Consider the following 20065-nt stretch of genomic DNA (forward strand, 5'->3'; position numbering starts at 1 on the left):
CGGTGTCGGGCTGCTCGTCGCTTCTGCCTGCGGCCGGCCCGCCGACAGGTCCACGATCTCGTAGCGGGCGAACGTCCCCTCGCTCGTGGACACGTCCGCCCCCTCCACAACCGCCCCCGTCGTCGGGCCGGCCGCAGGCAGAAGCGACGAGCAGCCCGACACCGTCAGGGCAGTGCCCAGAACGGTGCAGAGGGCCAAAGGCAGTGCGCGCATGCGGGATCGCCTGTCGGTTTCTCTCATGGGCTGCCTAGACCATCGCCGGGTCCCTGTCCGTGGCGGCCGGGACACAGTCTCGCGGTGAGCACCCGTCGGCCGCCAGCCGTCCCCACTACCCACGTCTTTCCCAAAAAATCGTGTCCGAGACGATACTTGAAAGAAGCAACGCGATGTGCGTTCTCGTCGGGGAGGCAACAGTGAATTTGCCTGACCTGGGTTTCGGCAGAACCGGATTCGATGACAGCGTCGTTTGACTACACACCTCCTGGGCTAGCCCAGGGTGTTCCGGGATCGGTCCGACGACGGCACGTCTTTTATATTCCGGGTTACGATCCTGAGGGCAGCAGCCGCTACCGTATGCTGTTCGTCCGAGAGCTGGCCCGCTACGCCAAGCGGTTCGGAGAGCCGAAACGCACGGTAACCGCTGCGCATCTCAGCGCCGACGGGCTGGTTCAGAGCTGGCGCGTGGCCGGCCAGCCTGCCACGCAGGGGGCCGAGACCACCTACGACGTGCTCCTCTGGGACGACATCGTCCGCGCGGACTTCCGGCGCCGGCGTCCGGTCAGCGTCGCCCTCCTGGTCCTCGGCACGCTCCAGACCATCGTCTCCGGCCTGATGCTGCGATTCTACCGGCTGAACTGGAAGTACGGCAACGTCATCCTCTACCCGCTGGTGATGGTCCTGCTCCTCGCCCTGTGCACCCTGGCCATCGCCGCCTTCGTGCATGCCCATCTGGGAACGGCCTTCGGGCACAGCCTCGGGTGGCCGCTCTGGGTGACGCTGCCGGCAGGCCTCCTCATCGGCCTCGCCTGGATCAAGGCGATGGAAGCCGTCCTCAACCGGATCTTCTTCTGGCAGCTCCTGAACGACTGGGTCTTCAACTGGCAGCACGGCCAGGGCCGGCGGCCGGATTACAAGCGCCGGCTCGAGGCCTTCACCGCGCATGTCCTCGCCCGCTGCACCGCCCTGGCGGTCGGCGACCCGCCCGACGAGATCCTGATCCTCGGTCATTCCTCGGGAGCCCTGAGCGCCGTGGAGGTGACCGCCCGGGTGCTCGCCCACGATCCGCATCTCGGCACCGGAACGACCACGCTCGCCCTCGTCACCCTGGGGTCCGGCCTGCCCCTGGTGGCGATGCAGGGCGGGGCCAAGGGGCTGCGCGGCGAGATCGCCAGTCTCGTGACCTCGCAGCGCCTCGTCTGGGCCGACTTCCAGGCGCCCCAGGACTGGATGAACTTCCCCGGCTTCAACCCGGTGGTGCATCTGAAGCTCGACCTTCAGGGCCGGGCGGTCGCCAACCCCCTGGTGCGCTCGGCCCGGTTCCGCGAGATCATCAGCACGGAGACCTACCGGAAGGTGCGCTGGCGTCCGTTCCGGATGCACTTCCAGTTCCTCCTGGCCAACGACCGGCGCGGGTACTACGACTTCTTCGCGATGACCCTGGGCCCGCAGCGACTGCGCGAGCGGGCGCTCGCGCCCATCCTGCCCGACCCCGTATCGCCCGATCCCGCCTCGGCGCGGTCCGCGTCGCCCGGCGCCTGTCCGGGGACGCCGCTGGCCTCCTGAGGCCGGGGAAACCCGCCTTCGTCCGGCATGTTTCCGCACAGCCTCCGGGCGCCGCGGCCTGCTAAGAGGCCGGGGCCGGCCCGTCCGGGGCGGCTGCCAGGACGGGGCGCACGATGTCATCAGATCAGATTCCGGCGTCGGGCGGCAGGCCCAGGGTCCTCGTGGTGATGGGCGTCTCGGGCTCGGGCAAGAGCACGGTGGCGTCCCGGCTCGCCGAGCGCCTCGGCTGGACCTTCGTCGACGGCGACAGCTTCCATAGCCCCGGGCACGTGGCCAAGATGCGGGCCGGGCACCCCCTCGACGACGACGACCGCGCGCCCTGGCTCGCGGCGATCGGCGCCTGGATCGACACGCAGCTGCAGCACCGGACTCCCGGCGTGGTGGTCTGCTCGGCCCTGCGCCGGGCCTATCGCGACGTGCTGGTGCGCGGCCGGGAGGAGGTGCGGATCGTCTATCTGGCGGGCGACCGCCCCCTGATCGAGGGGCGCCTCGCGCGCCGGCAGGGGCACTTCATGCCGGCAGGCCTCCTCGACACCCAGTTCGCGATCCTGGAGCCGCCGGCCCCCGAGGAGAACGCCGTGGCGGTGGGCATCGATGCAGCCCCCGAGACCATCGTCGCAACGATCGTGGCCCGGTTGGGATTGGGGGAGGGCGCCCCGCAACCGTGAGCCCCCCGAGTTCCATGCCCCCGTCCTCCGAACCGCTGCCCGCCGCGATCGCCCTGGTGATCTCGGACGTGGACGGCACCCTGGTGACCACCGACAAGCGTCTGACGCCCGCGACCCGCGCGGCCGTGCGGCGGCTGGAGGCGGCGGGCATCGCCTTCACAATCGCGTCGAGCCGGCCGCCCGTGGGTCTGAGGTCGCTGGTGGCCGAGCTCGGCCTCACCCTGCCGATGGGGGCCTATAACGGCAGCACCCTGGTCGCCCCCGATCTCACCCTCCTGTCGGAGACGCTGATCCCGGCCGAGACCGCCCGCGAGGCCGTGCGGCGCTTCGCCGAGGCCGGTCTCGCCACCTGGGTGTTCGCCCGCGGGCAGTGGAACCTCACCGATCCGCAGGGGCCCTACACCGACCTCGAGCGCCGGACCCTGCAGGCCGAGCCGAACGTGGTCGCGGACCTCGAACCGCTCCTGGACCAAGCCGCCAAGATCGTCGGCGTCAGCGCCGATGCGGCGCACCTGGAGGCCTGCGAGACGGAGACCGCCGCGGCGCTGACGGGGCGAGCCGACGTCCATCGCTCGCAGGCCTACTATCTCGACGTGACGCCGCCCGGCTCCGGCAAGGCCGCCTTCGTGGATGCCATGAGCCGGCATCTCGGCCTCGACCACGCCCGGATCGCGACCCTGGGCGACGCGGCCAACGACGTACCGATGTTCGCCCGGAGCGGATTTTCCGTTGCGATGGGCAACGCCGCGCCAGCCGTCCAGGCCGCGGCGCGGGCCGTCACGGCCACGAACGATGCGGACGGGTTCGCGAAAGCCATCGACGAATTCATTTTGCGGCGCTGAGGCGGTCCGCGCGCCGTCGCCCTTCCGATGCTGCGAGGCCCTTGGCAACATTGGCGAATCGCTTTGGATACAATTCGGACACGGCGGCGGCGACTGTGCCATGTGCGACACAGCACATGGGGAAACGGTCACGCTCGGCCTGCCGGAGCCGCTTTCCGGCCTCAATTAGCCCGGACCTTGACCGTCCAAGAACAAGGACGATCCGGGTCTCCGATGAACCAGCGCTTCCTGCTCCTCGCCATCGCCGCGGTCGCCCTCCCGTGCGGGATGCTCCCGGCCGGCGCGGCCCTGGCCCAGGGTGCGGCGGCGCGGGACAACATCGATGCCCTGATCGAGCAGCAGGCCAAGGCCAACGGGGTGCCGTCGAGCTTCGTCCACCAGGTCGTCAAGCGCGAGAGCAACTACAACCCGAACGCGAAGGGCGGAAGCGCCCTCGGGCTCATGCAGATCAAGCATGCGACCGCCCGGGGCCTCGGCTACCAGGGGGATGCGGCGGGCCTGTTCGACCCGCGGGTGAACCTCCGCTACGGCATCGCCTACCTCGCCGGCGCCTACCGGGCCGCCAAGGGCGACATCGCCCAGGCCTACAACTTCTACAATCGGGGCTACTACTACGCCGCCAAGCGCCTCGGCATCGAGACCAGCGCCCCCGAGGATCTCGAGACGCCGAAATCCGGCGAGGCCTTCTCCAACGCCTTCGCCCGCGCCGACAGCCCCGCCGTCATCGCCGCCAACACCGCTCTCGCCTACGCCCCGAGCCCCGCCGCCAATGGCGTTCCCACCGAGACGGTCGCGGTGCCGCTGCCGCCCCGCAGGCCCGCATCCCTCGCCGGTCTCGGCACGGTCGCGGTCGCGGCCCTGGCGCCGGCCGACGCCGCCCCCCCGGCATCCGCGGCGGCCATCAGCCCCCATCCCGGCGTCGTCCCGGGCATGACCCAGGCCGGCGCCCAGGTCGAGGCCGTCTTCACGGAGTCGATCGAAGTTCCGCTGCCGCCCCGCCGTCCGTCGGCGCCGGCCCTGGCCGCGGTCGGCCGGCCGGGGGTGGCGAAGAAGGCCCCGGTGGCCGGCACCGTGCTCGAGGCCTCGGCCCTGCCGGCCGCAGCGCAGTAGGCCGTCCCGCCCTCGCTCCTCCCGCGCGGCGTTTGCGCGCAAGGGCAGTCCCTGACCGTCACGGCTCGACGGAGACGGCACCGAACCGATTCTCCGGGTTTCCCCCGTTCTGGTGCCCCTGACCGCTTGCGTCGGACCGCGCCTCGCCTCACATGGTGCAATGCGAAGCAGCGTGCTTGGGCTCGGTTCGGCCCCCTCGCGGCAACGATCCAAGGGCACTGTTCCGCCATCGAAGTTCCGCGTTGTTGCATTTTGACAGATTCGAAACGCTGAAGCTGGGCATAATATTTCCATATCCGGGAGCATAGTGCCGGTATCGACCCCCTGTTGTGGCACCCTGCGTGCGGGCTTCAGCCCGACCGCGAACCGAGGAAACGGACGACGGCATGGCCGGCGCGGTAGAACAAGAATCGACCTTCCTGGCTGATCTCGGCCGGCGGGTTCGTCATGCCCGGACCGTGCGGGGCCTGTCGCGCAAGCTCCTCTCGCAGACCTCCGGTCTGTCGGAGCGCTACATCGCGCAGCTCGAGAGCGGGCAGGGCAACGTCTCGATCATCCTGCTGCGCCGGGTCGCCAACGCGATGGGCGTGCGCCTGGACGACCTGATCGCCGGGCAGGAGACCCTGCCGGACTGGCACGTGATCCGCGATCTCCTCGGCAACGCGTCGCCGGAGCAGATCGCCCTGGCCAAGGGCATCCTGTCGGGCCAGTCCTCGGCCAGCGGCGAGGCTCCGCAGCCGCGCGTCGCGGTGATCGGCCTGCGGGGCGCCGGCAAGTCGACCCTCGGCCGCCGGGTCGCCGATCGCCTGGGCTGGACCTTCGTCGAACTCAACGCCGAGATCGAGCGCGAGAACGCGCTCTCGGTGAAGGAGATCTTCGCGATCTACGGACAGGAGGGCTACCGCCGCCTGGAGCAGGCGGCCCTGCGCCGCCTCACCGAGCATCCCGGTCCCCTCGTGCTCGCCACCAGCGGCGGCATCGTCGCGGAGCCTCTGACCTACGACCTGCTCCTCCAGGCCTTCTTCACGATCTGGCTGCGGGCTCGGCCAGAGGAGCACATGCAGCGCGTGCGCGACCAGGGCGAACTCACCACCACCGGCGACCACCCCTCGGCCATGCAGGAACTGCGCGCCGTCCTGGCCAGCCGCGAGCCGCTCTATGCCCGCGCCTCGTCGGTCGTCGACACCTCCGACGTGCCGGTCGACGTGATGGTCGACCGCCTGGCCGAGGCCATCGAGGCGCGCTTCGGCACCCTCGACCACCGCCGCAGCGCCTGACGGCTCGGGCCCGACCGATCGGACCGGGACAGCGTGCGCTCTTGATCGGGCGTGCGATGCGCACCAAGCTATGGGATGCGCGGTCCGGCACCGGTTTCCTCTGCCGGACCCCGTGACGACAGACACGACCATTCCGGAACGCCGCGCGGCGGGAGCAGAAACCCACTGACGCGGCATGACCCGCGCGTCGGGTGGCGGCGCGCTTCGGCCCCACGCGACGCGCCCGGCCCAGAGGAGGCCCCGATGTCCGCCAGCCCCTTCCCCATCGCCGCGAAAGGCGCCGAGCCGCTGGCGGTCTGCGATCCGATCTGGGCGCGCCTGCGGGCCGAGGCCGAGGCGATCGTGCGCGAGGAGCCGCAGCTCGCCTCGTTCATCGTGGCGACCGTCCTCAACCATACCTCGCTGGAGGGCGCCGTGGCGCACCGCGTGGCGGCCCGGCTCGGACATGCCTCGCTGCCGGCCGAGCTCATCGCCCACGGCTTCTTCGAGGCGATCACCGCCGAGCCGAGCCTCGGCCAGGATTTTCGCGCCGACATCGCCGCCGTGCTCGATCGTGACCCGGCCACCAGCCGGGCCATCGAGCCGGTGCTGTACTTCAAGGGCTTCCACGCCATCCAGGCCCATCGCCTTGCCCACTGGTACTGGACGGCCGGGCGGCGCGACCTTGCCCTCTACCTCCAGAGCCGGTCCTCCGAGGTGTTCCAGACGGACATCCATCCGCAGGCCCGGATCGGGCGCGGCATCTTCCTCGACCATGCCACCGGCCTCGTGGTCGGCTCCACGGCGGTGATCGAGGACGATGTCTCGATCCTCCACGCCGTCACCCTGGGGGGCACCGGCAAGCAGGGCAGCGACCGTCACCCCAAGATCCGCCACGGCGTGATGATCGGCGCGGGTGCCAAGATCCTGGGCAACATCGAGGTCGGGGCCTGCGCCCGCATCGCCGCCGGCTCGGTGGTGCTGCGCCCGGTGCCGGCCAACACCACCGTGGTCGGCGTGCCCGCCCGCGTGGTCGGCACCGCCGGTTGCGCCGAGCCGTCGCGGGCCATGGACCAGCTCGTCGCCATGGACCAGTTCATTCACATGGCCGAGGGCATCTGACGGCGCGCCCGGCACGCCGGGATCGATCCGAAGCCCGGCTTGCCCATCCTCCGATGGCGTGGCAAGCGGAGGCCAGCCCGGCCCCGGCCGCCGGCAGGCCCTCGGGGCCGCCGCGCGCGACCGGCCATGAGCCGGAGACGACCCGAACGCGAGAGGCGATCAGCGTGAACAAGACCGACATTGTGAAGGTGCAGGACTACCTCCGCCGGACCTTCGCCAACACCAACATCCGCCTCGTTCCTCGTCCCAAGAAGGACGATTCGGCCGAGGTCTATATCGGCGAGGAATTCCTCGGCGTGGTCTCGGTGGACGACGAGGACGGCGACCGCTCGTTCAACTTCGCCATGGCGATCCTGGACATCGATCTCGAGGATTGAGGGCCCCTGCCTGCCGCGGGGCCCCGACAGGCCGCACCGGCCTGTGCGTGGATTTAACCCTGACGGCAGGAAACCCTTAACGTTTCGTAAACGACGCGGCACAGTGCGCGCCACATCGCCTCTCGATGGTGGAGCGTTCGCGTCATGACCCTCAGCCCCTCGGCCCTCGATTCCCTGCAGACCCTCTGCGTCGGTCTCGCCCTCTCGGGCCTCCTCGCCAGCGCCTTCGAGCTGTTCACGGAGCGTCGCGCGAGCTTCAGCCTGCTGGAGCGCGGCGGCGTCACGGCCGTGGCGGCCCTGCCGATGCTGGCCTTCGGTGCACCCTTCATCATCCTGCGGAACACCGTGCGTGGCCGCCGGCTGGAGCGCCGCCCGATTCCCTTCGTGATGATCGCCACGATGATCGCCTGCGGCTGGAGCCTGATGTCGGGCCGCGTCGCCCTCGACCTCGCGCACCTGATCGCGGGCGTCTGAGCGCCCGCCGCCGGCCCCGCGGTTTCCGGACGGGTCCCGGCCAACATCTGGAACCACCGACGCAGAAAGGGCGCCCCTCCGGAGGCGGCCTTTCGCGTGCCGACGGGAGCCGCCCTCAGCGGTTGGCGGTGGCCACCGGGGATGCCCCGCCGTTCAGGGTGACCCAGGCCAGACCATCCTGCCCCTCGCGTTTGATGAAGGTGTAGCCGGTGCGCGGGCCGGACAGGACCGCATTGGTCTTGTTGTCGAGGATCAGGTCGCCGCGATCGGTGCGGACCATCAGGACCGCGTGGCCCTCGCCGATCTCGTCGATGACCACGGTCATGCGCAGGGCCCGGCGCGGCAGGCCGCGCTCCACCAGCATCCGGCGCTTGAGGAGCTGGTAGTCCTCGCAGTCGCCGAAGCCGTCGTCGGGATAATCCCAGCGGTCGACGACCCCCCAATGGGCGAGGTCGGTGATCGGCTTGATCCGGGCGTTCACCCGCCGATTGACGCGGTTCAGCAGGTCGCGGATGCGCGGCGTGAGGGCGATGACGGCCGGCTGCGTCGTGTCGACGGTGCATTCGGCGGGCATCCGGGCGCAGAAGGCGGTCCAGGCGGCGACGGGGCGAGCGGGGGCGCCTTCCTCCAGGGCCGAGGCATCGGGCAGGGCCGCGACGGTCTGAGCCTCGGTGCTGGCACCGCCGATGAGCAGGATGGTCCCGACGAGGCCGAACTGCACCGTGCGGGCGAGGCGTCGCCGAAGTCTCCCACGCGGCCCGTGCGGCAGTCCCTCGACGCTTCGCAGTATCGCGTGCCGCATGCCGGTCGCCCTGCCATCCCGCTGGTGGAGCGACAAGGTTTACACGGGAACGATCCAGGCTCAATCGGAAAGTTAAACCCGCGTTAACGCGCACCGGGGCGCGTTGGTTCCCTACGGGTTCGTGCGACGAGAGGATGCTTCCGGATCGCGCCACGCCGTCGGGACGGCCGGTGCCCGCGAGCCCGTTCGGCCTCCACCGGGACGCTCAGCGGTTGGCGGTGGTGACGGGCGAGGTCACCCCGCCTAGCGAGACCCATGCCACCGTATCCGCCGACTCGCGTTTGATGAAGACGTAGCCCGTCCGGTACCAGGTCAGAACCTCGCTGGTCTTGTTGTCGAGGATGAAGTCGCCGCGGTCGGTGACCAGGGTCAGCACGGCGTGCCCCTCGCCCTTCTCGTCGATGACGACCGTCATCCGCATCGCCCGGCGCGGCAGGCCGCCCTCGGCCAGGAGCTTGCGCTTGAGCAGCTGGTAATCCTCGCAATCGCCCGAACCGTCCTCGGCGAGGTCCCAGCGATCCGGCACGCCCCAGTGCTCCTGGTCCGTCACGGCGTGCAGGGACTTGTTCACGCGACGGTTGACCGAGACCACGGTGTTCCAGATGGCCGGGGTGAGCGTGATGCGGTTGGGCTCGTTCGCGTCGATCGCGCATTCGGCGGCATAGCGCTGGCAGAAGGCGGCCCAGGCCGGCAGCGGACGGGCCGCGGCCAGGGTCGGGGCGGCGGGAGAGGGCGTGGGCAGGGCCGCCAGGGTCTGGGCCGTCGACGCACCGGTCGTCGCGGCCAGCACCGCGAGCAGGATCAGCGCAATCGTCTTCGTCCGGTCCATGGCGGCGTCCTCACGTCCTATGCCGCCAGGGTGCCGCCGCGGCGCCTGTTCCGCGCTGAAGCCGATCCGCGCAATTTTATCGATTCGCGGGCGCGATTGCGGCTCTCGTGCGACAGACCGAATGCGCCGTCTCGGCGATGGTGCGAAACGGCGCGATTCCGCCAACGGGTCGGTAACCGTGCTCGGAGAGGGGGCTTACCGGAAGCGGAGCGGGCGGCCCCGCCGTGACACCCGGGAGCGCCCTTGCTATGCCGCGGCCTGGGCGAGGGGGCGGAGCGTTCCCCGCGGGACGGACGTCCCCGCCGAGCCCCGGACACGGAATTTTACGGCACCATGAACATCTTCGCCACCTTCGAGGCCCGCGTGCGCGGCGCCGTGCAGGCCCTCATCCAATCCGGGCAGCTGCCCGAGGGGCTCGACCTCGCCCGCGTGGTGGTGGAGCCGCCGCGCGATGCGAGCCACGGCGACCTGGCCACCAACGCCGCGCTGGTGCTGGCCAAGGAGGCGAAGACCAACCCCAAGGCCCTGGGCGAGACCCTGGCCGCGGCCCTGCGCGCCGACCCGGACGTGACGGAGGCCAGTGTCGCCGGCCCCGGCTTCATCAACCTCCGGCTGGCCCCGGGCACCTTCCACGCCGTCGTCCGGGCCGCCCTCACGGAGGCCGAGGCCTACGGGCGCGGCACCATGCCGGGGGGGCCGGTCAACATCGAGTACGTCTCGGCCAATCCCACCGGCCCGATGCATGTGGGCCACGGGCGCGGGGCGGTGTTCGGCGATGCCCTGGCCAACCTCCTGGTGGCGGCCGGGCGTGACGTGACGCGCGAATACTACATCAACGATGCCGGCGCGCAGGTCGACGTGCTCGCCCGCTCGGCCTTCCTGCGCTACCGCGAGGCCCTGGGCGAGGCCGTCGGCCCGGTGCCGGCGGGGCTCTATCCGGGGGACTACCTCGTACCGGTGGGCGCCCGGCTGGCCGAGATCCATGGCCGTGCCCTCCTCGACCAGCCGGAGGCGGACTGGCTGCCGACGGTGCGGGCCTTCGCCATCGCGGCGATGATGGACCTGATCCGGGAGGACCTCGCCCGCCTCGGCATCCATCACGACGTGTTCTTCTCCGAAGCCACCCTCAAGGAGGAGGTGCCCGCCCTACTGGCGGAGCTTCGCCAGAAGGGCCTCGTCTACGAGGGTCGCCTGCCGCCGCCCAAGGGGCAGCTGCCCGAGGACTGGGAGGATCGCGAGCAGACCCTGTTCCGCACCGTGGAGTTCGGTGACGACGTCGACCGGCCGCTGCTGAAGTCGGACGGCTCCTTCACCTACTTCGCCTCCGACATCGCCTATCACCGGACCAAGATCGCCCGGGGCGCCACCGATCTCATCGACGTGCTCGGTGCCGACCATGGCGGCTACGTCAAGCGCATGCAGGCCGCCGTGAAGGCGGTCAGCGACGGCCGCGCCACCCTCGACGTGAAGCTGTGCCAGCTCGTGCGGCTGCTGCGCGCGGGCGAGCCCGTGAAGATGTCGAAGCGCGCCGGCGAGTTCGTCACCCTGCGCGAGGTCGTCGACGAGGTCGGGCGCGATCCGGTGCGCTTCATGATGCTCTACCGGAAGAACGACGCCACCCTCGACTTCGACCTCGCCAAGGTGGTGGAGCAGTCGAAGGAGAACCCGGTCTTCTACGTGCAGTACGCCCATGCGCGCTGCGTCTCGGTGTTCCGCCAGGCCGCGCAGGCGATGCCGGGTGAGGATTTTTCGCGGGCCGGGCTGCTGGGCGAGGCCGACCTCGCCTGTCTCACCGATCCGGGCGAAGGGGAGATCATGCGGTTGATCGCGCAGTACCCGCGCGTCCTCGAGGCGGCGGCCGGCGCCCATGAACCGCATCGCGTGGCGTTCTACCTCTACGAACTGGCCTCGTCGCTGCACGGTTTATGGAACAAAGGCAAAGACTTGCCGCAATTACGGTTTATTAATCCTGGCGACCGAAACTCCACTCGGGCTCGATTGGCCCTCGTTGAGGCGTTGCGGGGCGTTGTCGCCTCCGGCCTCGCGGTGTTGGGCGTCACCGCGCCGGACGAAATGCGGTGAGGTGATCTCGGCGTGAAGAGGGATGCTGCCATGACGACGAACGCTTCGCGGGCGACGGTCGATTTCGACACCTTTGCGCGAGATCTGCAGCAGCCTCCGGCGCCGGCCCAGGCGCCCGTCCAGGGTGTCGCGCCCGTCCAGGCTCAGGCCCCGGCTGCGGCCAAGGCCGACCCCCTGGCCGAACTCGCCCGCATCGTCGGGCAGGACGATCCCTTCCGCGCCCTGCTCCAGGCCCGCGATTCCCGCGCCGATGCCGCCGCGCGCGGCCGCATCGAGCCGAGCTTCGGCGACGGCCCGGTCCAGGGCCGCCCCGCCCAGGTCGAGGCTCACACGCCCGTTCACGCCCCGGCCCCCGTGCACCAGGCCGCTCAGCAGCCGGTCTCGCCGACCGACGCCTTCGACCAGTATCTCGCCTCCGTCGATCACGGCGCCTATGCCGATTCGCAGGGCGCCTATCCGGATCCCAACGCGGCCGAATTCGCCCCCAACGACGCAGACGACCGGGTCCGCTCCCTGGAGCGTCCGCGCAAGCGCAGCCGCCTCGTGTCGGTGGGTGCCGGCCTCAGCGTTCTCGCCCTCTGCGTCACCGGCGCCCTGGCCTGGCGCGGCCTGCATGGCCAGTCCGGCGGCAGCGGCGGCGTCCCCACCATCCTGGCCGACACCGCGCCCCTGAAGATCGCGCCGCAGAAGTCCGATGGGGTCGAGATTCCGGACCAGAACAAGCAGATCTACGAGCGCACCGCCAAGGACGGCCAGATCCGAATCGTCAACCGCGAGGAGCAGCCCCTCGACGTGGCCCAGGCCGCCCGGGCGGCTCTCGGGACCGGCGAAGGGGGAGCGACCCCCGGCAGCGCCGCTCCGGCAGCGGCGCCCCAGCCGGCCCAGCAGGGCGGCCTCGGCGAGTCCCTCGGCGAACCCCGTCGGGTCCGCACGGTCTCTGTGAAGCCCGATACGCCCCCGCCGCCGCCGCAGCGCGAGACCTCCGCCGAAGCGACGACACCGTCGGTGATCCCGACCATGACCCTGCCGGGCGCCACCGGCGACGGCGCCGCCAGCCCGTCCCTGCGCCAGCGCGCGACCCGGCTGCCGCCGCCGGTGGCGACGACCCCGGTGGCCGAAGCGCCCGCCGCGACTCCGCCGGAGCCGGCACCGGCCCCGCGCGTCAAAGCGCCCCAGCGCGTGGCCGCCGTGGCCCCGGAGGCGACCTCCGCCATCTCCGCCCCGCCGCCCGTCGCGGCGGCACCCGCCGCAGCCTCCGCGGGCGGGGGCGGCTACGCCGTCCAGCTCGGCGTCCGCACCAGCGAGAGCGAGGCCCAGGCCGCCTTCCGCCAGATGCAGGGCAAATACAGCCAGCTCTCCGGCCAGCCGGCCCTGATCCGTCAGGCCGAGGTCAACGGCAAGACGATCTACCGCGTCCGCGTCGGGCCCCTCGGCAAGACCGAGGCGACCAGCCTGTGCACCCAGCTCCAGGGTGCCGGCGGCCAGTGCTTCGTGGCCAAGAACTGAGGTCCGCTCCCGGACGCCGGACGAACCGGGCGCCGGCGCGCGCCCGGTCGGTCGACCGGCCAGCGGGCGCGGCGCCTTCGAGGCGCCGCTCGTCCTGTGGCCACCGTACCACGCTCGCCCCCTCCCGTGAGCCCCCTCCCGTGAGCCCCCATTCCGTTCGTGGTTGTCCGGCCGCATCCTGCCCCGATTGGCGTGATGTCGATTCGTCGCCGAACCCCTCCGAGCGTCGTCCCACCCCGCCGGCCCAATCCACCGCGCCGATCCACCGAGGATGCGTCCCCGATCATGACCTCCCGTGCCCTGATCCTTGGTTGCGCCGGCAAGACCCTCTCGGCGCAGGAGGCCGCCTTCTTCCGGGACGTGGCGCCCTGGGGCTTCATCCTGTTCAAGCGCAACATCGGCACGCCCGACGAGGTCCGGGCGCTGACCGACGCCCTGCGGGACACGGTCGGCCGCGCCGACGCCCCGATCCTCATCGACCAGGAAGGCGGCCGGGTGCAGCGCATGGGACCGCCGCACTGGCCGGCCTATCCGGCGGGGCGTCGCTTCGCCGGGCTCAACGGATCGGCCGCGACGATCGCGCATCTGGGCGCCCGGCTGATGGCCCATGATCTCGCCAGCGTCGGCATCAACGTCGACTGCGCCCCGGTCCTCGATGTGCCGGTGGCGGGCGCCCACGACGTGATCGGCGACCGCGCCTACGACACCACCCCCGACCGCGTGGCCGAGATCGGCCGGGCCGTGGCCGAGGGCCTGATGCAGGGCGGCGTGCTGCCGGTGATGAAGCACATCCCCGGCCACGGCCGCGCCGGCTGCGACAGCCATAAGGGCCTGCCGGTGGTGGAGGCGGACCTCGCCAGCCTCAGCGCCCAGGATTTCGTGCCCTTCCGAGCCCTCGCCGACCTGCCGATGGCCATGAGCGCCCATGTGGTGCTCACGGCCCTCGATCCCGCCCATCCGGCGACGCAATCGGCCATCGTGATTCGCGACATCATCCGCGGCGCCATCGGCTTCGACGGCCTGCTGATGACCGACGACCTCTCGATGCACGCCCTCCAGGGCACGTTCCGGACCCGGACCGAGGCCTGCTTCGCCGCCGGAATCGATGTCGGTCTGCACTGCAACGGCGATCCGGACGAGATGCAGGGCGTCGCCGAGGGTGCCCCCGCCCTGGCCGGCGCGGCCCTGCGCCGGGCCGAGGCCGCCCTGGCCCGCCTGCCCGCCATCCCCGACGCCTTCGACGTGCACGAGGCCCGGGCTCGCTTCGCGGCAGCCCTGTCGATGGCCGCCTGAGGTCCGGGTCGCCTGGACGCCCGGCCACCTGACGTCCCGCGCGCCGGTGGCCGGACGAGGCGACAACGGCGCGCGGCTGGTCTATGACCCGGCGGTGGGCCGGAAACTTGCATGCCCGCGATGCGGCGATCGGAACGGAGCGCGCGTCACCCGCACTTCTTGTGCTCGGGGTGCCCGATCCTTAGGTTCGCCATCAATCGACACACGAGACGGCGCCGCGCAGTGTTCGGGCTGTGGCGCGGGAGGTTGCCATGGGCAGCATGAGTATCTGGCACTGGATCATCGTCGCCGGCATCGTGATGCTGCTGTTCGGCCGCGGGAAGATCTCGGACCTGATGGGCGACGTCGCCAAGGGCATCAAGGCCTTCAAGAAGGGCATGGCCGAGGACGAGACGCCGACCACCACGGCCGTGCCGCCGCCGAGCGCGGGCGAGCCGGTGCGGACGCTGCCCCACCAGGGGGAGCCCGCCACCGCCAACACGGTGTCGGCCGACCGCAAGGTCGTCTGATCCGCCACGCGAGAATGGGGCGCTGCGGCCGATCGCGGGTCTGGCGCACGGCGCCGCGACCTGCCATGGGCAGCACGCCGTGGATGGGCGGCGCAGGGTCGCGGGACAGTCGACACCATGTTTGACATGAGTTGGGGCGAGGTGATGCTGATCGGCGGCGTCGCCCTCATCGTCATCGGCCCGAAGGATCTGCCGAAGGCCCTGCGCACGGTCGGCCAGATCACCGGCAAGATGCGCCGCATGGCCGGCGAGTTCCAGTCGCAGTTCAACGAGGCGATCCGCGAGGCGGAGTTCGACGAGATCCGCCGCGAGGTGGATGGGGTCAAGCGCTCGGCGAGTACGATGGGGCCGACCTTCAACCCGGTGCAGACCATCCGCGACGAGCTGAAGGGCGCTGTGGACGGCCGAACCGAGACCAAGACGACCCCTTCGCCGACCCAGGGCCTTGCCAACGTCGCCGACCAGCTGGCCGAGCGCGAGGCGACGATGCCGGCGCCGCCTGCGCCGATGCCACCCGAGACCTTGCCGTACGAGCCCGTCCGACACGTGCCCGGCCCCGTGGAAGCGCTGCCCGACCTGCCGCCGCGCTCCGCCTCGGAAGCGCCCGCTCCGGCCACGCCCCACGCCTGGACCGCCGAACCCCCGGCCGCCTTCCCCGACCCGACTCCCAGCGCGTCGCCTCGCTTCGAGACGCCGGCCAAACCCCAGCTTGATTCCGGCCGATGATCAACGAGACCGACGAAGCCGAGATCGAAGCCTCGCGGGCCCCGCTCCTCGACCATCTCATCGAATTGCGGTCGCGGCTGATCAAGTCGCTGGCCGCCTTCGTGGTGATGTTCTTCGGGTGCTTCTTCTTCTCGCGGCACATCTACAACATCCTTGTCTACCCCTACGTCTCCGTGGTGGGTGTCGAGAACGCGAAGCTGATCGCGACGCACTTCCTCGAGCAGGTGTTCACCAACATCAAGCTCAGCGTGTTCGGGGCCGGCTTCCTGGCCTTCCCGGTCATCGCCACGCAGATTTACGCCTTCGTGGCCCCGGGCCTCTATCGCAACGAGCGTCAAGCCTTCCTGCCGTACCTCGTCGCCACCCCGATCTTCTTCATCCTCGGCGCCCTGGTGGTGTTCTTCCTGGCGATGCCGCTGCTGATCCAGTTTTCGGTCTCGCTGCAGCAGATCGGGCAACCCGGCGAGGCGACGATCGCGCTCCTGCCGAAGGTGGACGAGTACCTCTCGCTCATCATGACGCTGATCTTCGCCTTCGGCATCGCCTTCCAGCTGCCGGTGATCCTGACCCTGCTCGGGCAGATCGGCGTGATCGACACGGCGTTCCTGCGCGAGAAGCGCCGCTATGCCATCGTCCTGGTCTTCGTGGCCGCCGCCGTGCTGACGCCGCCGGACGTGATCTCGCAGCTCTCCCTCGCCATTCCGATGCTGCTGCTCTACGAGGCCTCGATCTTCTCGGTGGCCCGCGTCGAGCGCCGCCGGGCCGCCAAGCGCAAGGCCGAGGGGCTCGACCCGTAAGGCTTTCGGTCCTACGGGGCCTCGGCCGGCAGGGGCGAGGCGACGGGGGCGGCAGGATCACGCCAGCGGTTCAGCTCGGCATCGATCGCCCCTTGCGTCCCCCGCATGAACTCGGCGCCGCTCAGGCCCGGGGGCAGGGGCGGAAGGTAGCTCACCGTCACGGCGCCGGGGCTGTGGCGGGCGCCCCCGTGGGGCCAGTACAGGCCGGAATTCACCGCCACCGGCAGCACCGGCAGGCCGAGCTTGGCATAGAGCAGCTCGACCCCGCGCTTGAACTGGACCGGCTCGGCGATGCCGCCGCGGGTGCCTTCCGGAAACATCAGCACCGAGCGTCCCTGCGCGATCGCCGCGCGGCTCTCGTCGATCATCACCCGCAGGGCCTGGGTGCCGTTGGCCCGGTCGATGATGATCATCGGCGAGCGGCGCAGGAACCAGCCGACGATGGGGATCGCCACCAGCTCGCGCTTGGCCACGATGGCGACGTTGGGCACCAGCACGAGGAAGGCCAGGGTCTCCCAGGCCGACTGGTGGTTGGCCACGATGAGACAGGGCTCGGCCGGGATGCGGTCGCGGCCCTCCTCGACATAGGTGAGCCCGACGATGCGGGCGAGGCCGAACAGGATGCCCCGCGACCACAGGCGGGTGAAGGCGCGGATGGGCCGCGCCGGCGCGCCCAGCAGGGCGAGCACCGCCAGCGGCACGATGAACAGGGCGGTCCAGCCGGCCCAGTAGGCGTTGAAGAGCGCGGAACGGATGCGCGACACGTGACGATCCCTCGATCTCGCCCCGGGCGCGATCCCTCGCGGATCAGGAGCCCCAGGCGCGGCATTTCCCCGGCGACGGCGGCGGCGATCCGGTCTATGCCGGCCCGCCGCGCCGACGCGCGCACGATCCTTTAAACATTTTCCAGTCTCACGCGAGCCGAACGCCGTGCGCCTCACCGTCACCACCTGGAACATCAACTCGGTGCGCTTGCGCATCGATTCGGTCCTGCGCTTCCTCGCCGAGGCCCAGCCGGACGTGCTCTGCCTGCAGGAGACGAAGTGCCCGGACGACGCGTTTCCGCTGAAGGCCCTGCGGGGCTCCGGCTACGAGCACGTCGTGTTCGCCGGCCAGAAGGGCTACAACGGCGTCGCGATCCTGTCGCGCTTTCCCCTCCTCGCGCGCGACGTGATGGCGTTCTGCGAGCGCCAGGACGCGCGTCACATCTCGGCGGTCCTCGGCCCCGAAGCCGGGACGGCGGCCGGGATCGTCCTGCACGATTTCTACGTGCCGGCCGGCGGCGACGTGCCCGACCGCGGCCTCAACCCGAAATTCGCGCACAAGCTCGACTTCCTCGACGAACTGCGCGCCTGGGGCGGCCGTCGGGTCACAGGCCCCGCGATCCTGGTCGGCGACCTCAACGTGGCGCCCCTGGAGCACGACGTCTGGTCGCACAAGCAGCTCCTCGACGTGGTGAGCCACACCCCCATCGAGACCGAGCGGCTCGAGACCCTGCGGGGCGAGGCCGGTTGGGTCGATGCCGCCCGCCTGCTCGTGCCGGAGCCGACGAAGATCTACACGTGGTGGAGCTACCGCTCCCCCGACTGGTCGGCGGCCGACAAGGGCCGGCGCCTCGACCATGCCTGGGTCTCTCCCGACCTCGCCGGCACGGTGCGCGACATGACGGTTGCCCGCCATGTCCGGGGCTGGGACCGCCCCTCCGACCATGCGCCGGTGACGCTGACCCTGGAACTCTGAGGGCTGTCACCGGCCGGTCATGCGCGAGGCGTAGGGGCGGCGTCCATCATCCCCGATGGACAGCCCGAGAGCCCGCATGAATCCCGCAGCACGGGCGGTCCGCCGCGAAACCAGCCTCGGCCTGACCCAGGCCGTGCATCGCAGCCGCGCCCTGTCCCGCGCCGGCCTGTCCGAACGGCTGTTCACCCTGGCCTTCAGCGGGCTGGTCTATCCCCAGATCTGGGAGGATCCGGCGGTCGATCTGGAGGCCCTGGCGCTGGGGCCGGAGGACCACGTCGTCGCCATCGCGTCGGGCAGCTGCAACGTCCTGTCCTACCTCACCGCCGATCCGGCGCGGATCAGCGCGGTCGATCTCAACGGCGCGCACATCGCCCTGGGGCGCCTCAAGCTCGCGGCCCTGACGCGGCTGCCGGATTCGGCAGCCTACCTGCGCTTCTTCGGGCGGGCCGACAGGGCCGACAACATCGCCGCCTACGATGCATGGATCGCGCCCCACCTCGACGCCACCGCGCGCGCCTACTGGGAGGCCCATCGCCTCGACGGGCGCCGGCGCATCGCCGCCTTCTCGGAGAACGTCTTCGGCCACGGCCTGCTCGGGCGCTTCATCGGGACCGGGCATCGGCTGGCCCGGCTCTACGGCTGCGACCTCTCCGCCGTCCTCAAGGCCCGCGACCGCGCCGAACAGCGCAGCCTGTTCGCGGCGCACGTGGCCCCCCTGTTCGAGAAGCGCCTCGTGCGCTGGCTGATCCGGCGCCCGGCCTCCCTCTACGGCCTCGGGATTCCCCCGGCCCAGTACCGCGCCCTCGCCCAGGACCACCCGGGCGGCATGGTCGACGTCCTGCGCCACCGCCTGGAGCGCCTCGCCTGCGACTTCGAGCTCGCCGACAACTACTTCGCCTGGCAGGCCTTCGGCCGGGGCTACGCCCCCGGTCCCGACGCCGCCCTGCCGCTCTACCTGCAGCCGCGCCATTTCGAGACCCTGCGGGCCCGGGCCGGACGCGTGAGCTACCGCCAGCAGTCGATGACGGCGTTCCTGGCCGCCAGCCCCGACCGGAGTGCGGATGCCTACGTGCTCCTCGATGCGCAGGACTGGATGAGCGACGCCGACCTGACCGCCCTGTGGACCGAGATCACCCGCACCGCCCGGCCGGGCGCACGGGTCATCTTCCGCACGGCCGCCGACGAGCGCTGCCTGCCGGGCCGGGTGCCGGACGGGATCCTGGACGCCTGGGACTATGCCGAGGCCGAGAGCCGCGCGGGACAGGCCCGCGACCGCTCGGCCATCTACGGCGGCTTCCATCTCTACCGTAGGCGGGCGGCGTGAGCGACGCCGCGCGGGCGATGGACCGGATGTACCGGCGCCAGCGCCATTTGTACGACGCCAGCCGCAAGTTCTATCTCCTCGGGCGTGACCGGGCGATCGCGGACCTCGCCGTGCCGGCGGGCGGTTCGGTGCTGGAGATCGGCTGCGGCACCGGACGGAACCTCGTGCGCATCGCCCGAAGCTACCCGGAGGCCGCCTGCCACGGACTCGACGTCTCGGCGGCAATGCTCGCCACGGCCGCCCGCAGCATCGCACGTGCCGGGCTCCAGCCCCGCATTCGCCTCGCGCGCGGGGACGCCACGGCCTTCGACCCGGAGGCCCTCTTCGGGCGGGCCCGCTTCGACCGGATCGTGATCTCCTACGCCCTGTCGATGATCCCGCCGTGGGAGCGGGTGCTGGCCCAGGCCGCCGGACACCTCGCGCCAGGCGGCCAGCTCCACGTGGTGGATTTCGGCGATCAGGCGGGCCTGCCGCGGCCCGCCCGTAGCCTCCTCAACCGATGGCTCGCGGCTTTCGCGGTGACGCCGCGCGCAGACCTGCCGCGGGTGGTCGCGGCCGTGGCCTCCGCCCTGGACGCCGAGGCGCGGGTGCAGCAGCGCTTCCGCGGCTACTGCGTGCACGCGGTGATCACGCGCTGAGGCGGTGCAGGACCCTCCCGGCGACCGACGATCGCAGAGATTGATTCAGCCGTCTCCGGAACGCCCGGGCCCGACCCCGCATTGGGTTTCCGACGCGGCGGCTTCCAGGCCGCCCACCCCAACCGGAGGTTTTCCCATGCGCAAGCTCCTCGTCGCCTTCCTGCTCCCGAAGCTCGTCTCCTATCTGC

Annotated in this window: 20 protein-coding genes and 1 pseudogene; 17 read left to right on the forward strand and 4 right to left on the reverse strand. The window is 71.1% G+C overall.

From position 1 onward, the window contains the following. Positions 1-213: pseudogene (locus ASG51_RS24740) on the reverse strand (hypothetical protein); the annotation flags it as partial. Positions 214-453: 240 nt separating this feature from the next. On the opposite strand from ASG51_RS24740, the gene ASG51_RS05550 reads away from it, so the two are divergent. The 8 genes from ASG51_RS05550 (at position 454) to ASG51_RS05585 (ending at position 7631) form a co-directional block, all read left to right on the forward strand. After that, positions 454-1782 (forward strand): hypothetical protein, encoded by a 1329-nt coding sequence (locus ASG51_RS05550; protein WP_056379628.1) that lies wholly within the window; start codon positions 454-456, stop codon positions 1780-1782. A 113-nt stretch (positions 1783-1895) separates the two neighbouring features. Then, complete coding sequence (locus ASG51_RS05555) at positions 1896-2450, forward strand: gluconokinase (RefSeq protein WP_056379629.1); 555 nt, start codon at positions 1896-1898, stop codon at positions 2448-2450. Positions 2451-2464: 14 nt separating this feature from the next. After that, positions 2465-3292, forward strand: coding sequence for a Cof-type HAD-IIB family hydrolase (locus ASG51_RS05560; RefSeq protein WP_056379632.1), 828 nt, complete (start codon positions 2465-2467; stop codon positions 3290-3292). Between the two features lie 213 nt (positions 3293-3505). Continuing rightward, entirely contained in the window at positions 3506-4402 is an 897-nt protein-coding gene (locus ASG51_RS05565; protein WP_056379634.1) for a transglycosylase SLT domain-containing protein, read from the forward strand. Between the two features lie 341 nt (positions 4403-4743). Next, positions 4744-5679, forward strand: a complete 936-nt coding sequence (locus ASG51_RS05570; protein WP_277996197.1) for a helix-turn-helix transcriptional regulator — start codon at positions 4744-4746, stop codon at positions 5677-5679. A gap of 243 nt (positions 5680-5922) precedes the next feature. After that, entirely contained in the window at positions 5923-6780 is an 858-nt protein-coding gene (cysE, locus tag ASG51_RS05575; protein WP_055950704.1) for a serine O-acetyltransferase, read from the forward strand. Between the two features lie 164 nt (positions 6781-6944). Further along, the gene (locus ASG51_RS05580; RefSeq protein ID WP_055950709.1) at positions 6945-7157 is read left to right on the forward strand and encodes a DUF3126 family protein; all 213 of its coding nucleotides are present in this window, start codon (positions 6945-6947) and stop codon (positions 7155-7157) included. A 144-nt stretch (positions 7158-7301) separates the two neighbouring features. Further along, entirely contained in the window at positions 7302-7631 is a 330-nt protein-coding gene (locus ASG51_RS05585) for a hypothetical protein (RefSeq protein WP_055950713.1), read from the forward strand. A gap of 115 nt (positions 7632-7746) precedes the next feature. On the opposite strand, the gene ASG51_RS05590 is transcribed toward ASG51_RS05585, so the two are convergent. Then, positions 7747-8433 carry a transglutaminase-like cysteine peptidase gene (locus ASG51_RS05590; protein ID WP_056379636.1) on the reverse strand — a complete coding sequence of 229 codons (687 nt, stop codon included), beginning with the start codon at positions 8431-8433 and terminating at the stop codon, positions 7747-7749. Between the two features lie 205 nt (positions 8434-8638). Next, a complete protein-coding gene (locus tag ASG51_RS05595; protein ID WP_056216378.1) occupies positions 8639-9262 on the reverse strand; it encodes a transglutaminase-like cysteine peptidase in 624 nt (207 codons plus the stop codon). Between the two features lie 333 nt (positions 9263-9595). Between ASG51_RS05595 and argS the strand changes: the two genes are divergently transcribed. The 6 genes from argS to tatC all read left to right on the forward strand — a co-directional run bounded on the left by argS (position 9596) and on the right by tatC (position 16175). Beyond that, a complete protein-coding gene (argS, locus tag ASG51_RS05600) occupies positions 9596-11344 on the forward strand; it encodes an arginine--tRNA ligase (RefSeq protein ID WP_056379638.1) in 1749 nt (582 codons plus the stop codon). Positions 11345-11374: 30 nt separating this feature from the next. Beyond that, on the forward strand, positions 11375-12850 hold the full coding sequence (locus ASG51_RS05605) for an SPOR domain-containing protein (RefSeq protein WP_056379640.1): 1476 nt from the start codon (positions 11375-11377) through the stop codon (positions 12848-12850). A 285-nt stretch (positions 12851-13135) separates the two neighbouring features. Then, complete coding sequence (gene nagZ / locus ASG51_RS05610; protein ID WP_056379642.1) at positions 13136-14143, forward strand: beta-N-acetylhexosaminidase; 1008 nt, start codon at positions 13136-13138, stop codon at positions 14141-14143. Positions 14144-14394: 251 nt separating this feature from the next. Next, positions 14395-14652, forward strand: a complete 258-nt coding sequence (locus tag ASG51_RS05615) for a twin-arginine translocase TatA/TatE family subunit (RefSeq protein ID WP_055950728.1) — start codon at positions 14395-14397, stop codon at positions 14650-14652. Positions 14653-14769: 117 nt separating this feature from the next. Continuing rightward, a complete protein-coding gene (gene tatB, locus ASG51_RS24570; protein ID WP_082513893.1) occupies positions 14770-15378 on the forward strand; it encodes a Sec-independent protein translocase protein TatB in 609 nt (202 codons plus the stop codon). Then, on the forward strand, positions 15375-16175 hold the full coding sequence (gene tatC, locus ASG51_RS05625) for a twin-arginine translocase subunit TatC (RefSeq protein WP_056216387.1): 801 nt from the start codon (positions 15375-15377) through the stop codon (positions 16173-16175). The genes tatB and tatC overlap by 4 nt, the downstream gene beginning before the upstream one ends. Before the next feature lie 11 nt (positions 16176-16186). Here the strand turns inward: tatC and ASG51_RS05630 are convergent, their stop codons facing one another. Further along, entirely contained in the window at positions 16187-16939 is a 753-nt protein-coding gene (locus tag ASG51_RS05630) for a lysophospholipid acyltransferase family protein (protein WP_056379644.1), read from the reverse strand. Positions 16940-17105: 166 nt separating this feature from the next. Between ASG51_RS05630 and ASG51_RS05635 the strand changes: the two genes are divergently transcribed. The 3 genes from ASG51_RS05635 (at position 17106) to ASG51_RS05645 (ending at position 19877) form a co-directional block, all read left to right on the forward strand. Beyond that, positions 17106-17915, forward strand: a complete 810-nt coding sequence (locus ASG51_RS05635; protein ID WP_056379646.1) for an exodeoxyribonuclease III — start codon at positions 17106-17108, stop codon at positions 17913-17915. A gap of 76 nt (positions 17916-17991) precedes the next feature. Continuing rightward, on the forward strand, positions 17992-19239 hold the full coding sequence (locus tag ASG51_RS05640; protein WP_056379648.1) for a DUF3419 family protein: 1248 nt from the start codon (positions 17992-17994) through the stop codon (positions 19237-19239). A 26-nt stretch (positions 19240-19265) separates the two neighbouring features. Further along, positions 19266-19877, forward strand: a complete 612-nt coding sequence (locus ASG51_RS05645) for a class I SAM-dependent methyltransferase (RefSeq protein ID WP_056379650.1) — start codon at positions 19266-19268, stop codon at positions 19875-19877. Positions 19878-20065: the final 188 nt, after the last annotated feature.

The sequence above is a fragment of the Methylobacterium sp. Leaf465 genome (assembly GCF_001424705.1).
Taxonomy (GTDB): domain Bacteria; phylum Pseudomonadota; class Alphaproteobacteria; order Rhizobiales; family Beijerinckiaceae; genus Methylobacterium.